The organism is Variovorax sp. E3 (assembly GCF_016082275.1).
Lineage (GTDB): Bacteria > Pseudomonadota > Gammaproteobacteria > Burkholderiales > Burkholderiaceae_C > Variovorax.
In genome coordinates, this window is record NZ_MOWM01000315.1 from 1 (window position 1) to 2,003 (window position 2,003).

General features: G+C 67.1%; 2 protein-coding genes and 2 pseudogenes. All 4 read right to left on the minus strand.

Annotated elements, in window-relative coordinates:
• Nucleotides 1-454 (minus strand): annotated as a pseudogene (locus tag BMG07_RS40460) (cysteine desulfurase); the annotation flags it as partial.
• Between the two features lie 66 nt (nucleotides 455-520).
• Entirely contained in the window at nucleotides 521-1,453 is a 933-nt protein-coding gene (locus BMG07_RS40465; RefSeq protein ID WP_198089183.1) for a family 2A encapsulin nanocompartment shell protein, read from the minus strand.
• A 64-nt stretch (nucleotides 1,454-1,517) separates the two neighbouring features.
• Nucleotides 1,518-1,787 carry a helix-turn-helix transcriptional regulator gene (locus BMG07_RS40470; protein WP_093240461.1) on the minus strand — a complete coding sequence of 90 codons (270 nt, stop codon included), beginning with the start codon at nucleotides 1,785-1,787 and terminating at the stop codon, nucleotides 1,518-1,520.
• Nucleotides 1,784-2,003, minus strand: a pseudogene (locus tag BMG07_RS40475) (serine acetyltransferase); the annotation flags it as partial. The pseudogene BMG07_RS40475 and the gene BMG07_RS40470, both read right to left, overlap by 4 nt.

The window sequence follows — 2,003 nt, forward strand, 5'->3', positions numbered from 1 at the left end:
TACGGCCGCTGGCCCTCACCCAGCCCTCTCCCTGAGGGAGAGGGGGCAAGGCCACAGGCGTCGCACCAGCCGACGGATGCCCGTAGCTGTTGCCCACGAAGTAGAACGGCGATGCCCCCGTTTGCGGAGCCACCGGCGCATTCACCTGCTGCGGCACGCCCAGCACCGAGCCGCCCGAGCGCGGCTCGAAGGCCGGCGCGACCGACAGCACCGTGTCCGGCACGCCGTTGCCCGCCACCGCGTGCGGCACCAGGGCCGGCGCGCGGTTCGCGAGCGAAGGCAGCTGCGTGGGCGATGCCGGCACCAGGTTCGCGCCCGGGATCTGGCCTTGCGGAATCGGCGTGCCCGGCACGCTCGGCCCGAAGCCCGCGGGGCTTACCAGCGGCGAGCCCGGCGGCGCGACGTTGGCGGGAAACTGCGCGCCCGGCACCTCGGAGAACATGGCGCTGGCCATGCGCGCGAGGATGGCCGGGTCGAACGGTGCCCCGCCCGGAATCGATGGAGTGCTGCTCACAGCGGCTTACTTGTAGGTGTCGGGATAGTCGTGGTACTTGCCGATCTCGACGTCGTCGAGCACCGCCAGCGCGTCGGTGGTCAGCACCGCGAGCGAGCAGTACAGCGAGATCAGGTAAGAGGCGATCGCATGGTTGTTGATGCCCATGAAGCGCACCGACAGGCCCGGCCCCTGCTCGCCCGACAGGCCCGGCTGAAAGAGGCCCACCACGCCCTGGCGCTTGTCGCCCACGCGCAGCAGCAGGATCTTGCTCTTGCCGTCGGCCACCGGCACCTTGTTCGACGGAATCAGCGGAATGCCGCGCCAGGTGATGAACTGCGAACCGAACAGGCTCACCGTCGGCGGCGGCGTGCCGCGGCGCGTGGCCTCGCGGCCGAAGGCGGCAATGGCCAGCGGGTGCGTGAGAAAGAACGCGGGCTCCTTCCACACCTTGGTCAGCAGCTCGTCGAGGTCGTCGGGCGTGGGCGCGCCGGTCAACGGGAAGATGCGCTGCTCTTCCGCCACTTGCGCCAGCAGGCCATAGTCGGGGTTGTTGATGAGCTCGCTCTCCTGGTTCTCCTTGATCGTCTCGATCGTCAGGCGCAGCTGCTCCTTGATCTGGTCGTGCGGGCTGCTGTAGAGGTCGGAGATGCGGGTGTGCACGTCGAGCACGGTGCTCACGGCATTGAGGTAGTGCTCGCGCGGGTTTTCTTCGTAGTCGACGAAGGTGCGCGGCAGCTGGTTCTCTTCTTCGCGCGAGGTGCAGGTGACCTTGATCGACTCGGGGTTCTTGACCTTGTTGACGCGGTAGATGCCCGCCTCCACCGGCACCCACTGCAGCAGGTGCGTCAGCCAGCGCGGGCTGATGGTCTCGAGTTGGGGAACGGTCTTGGTGGCATTGGCTAGCTGTCTTGCGGCGTTGTCGCCAAGGGCGGTCGTACCACCAACTGTTGCGCTCATGGATCAGGGCTCCGTGGGTTGAGAAAAGAATGGCCGCCAGTGTCCGGCGGCCACGGGTTTTCCCTCAACAGGCTATAGCCGCCAAGTTGATCCGGCGTGCAAGACGCGATTGCTCCAGTTGCTCGCAACGCATGAGCAGACCCACCATGTTGATGCCCAGCGCGGTGGCCAGCTTCTGCGCGGTGACGATCGACGGAATGACGCGGCCGCGTTCGATTTCGCCCACGTAGGAGCGGTTCAGATCGGAACGCTCGGCCAGTTCTTCCTGCGACCAGCCCTTGCCCTCGCGCAGTTGCCGCACTGTCACGCCAAAGTCTTCGACGAATGCTTTCATGCGGCGCCACCTGCCTTCGGTGCGTTCTGCAGGCTGGCCTGCGTGACGCTCGCGCCCGGCGGCACGTCATCGGTGATCCACACGTTGCCGCCGATGACCGCGCCCTTGCCGAGCGTGACACGCCCGAGGATGGTCGCGCCGGCGTAGATCACCACGTCGTCTTCCACCACCGGGTGGCGCGGCAGGCCCTTCTGCAGGTTGCCTTCGGTGTCGGTT

Excerpts from the sequence above, each read along its gene's own strand:
- BMG07_RS40470 (WP_093240461.1), bottom strand. The coding sequence starts at position 1,787 with ATGAAAGCATTCGTCGAAGACTTTGGCGTGACAGTGCGGCAACTGCGC.
- BMG07_RS40465 (WP_198089183.1), bottom strand. The coding sequence starts at position 1,453 with ATGAGCGCAACAGTTGGTGGTACGACCGCCCTTGGCGACAACGCCGCA.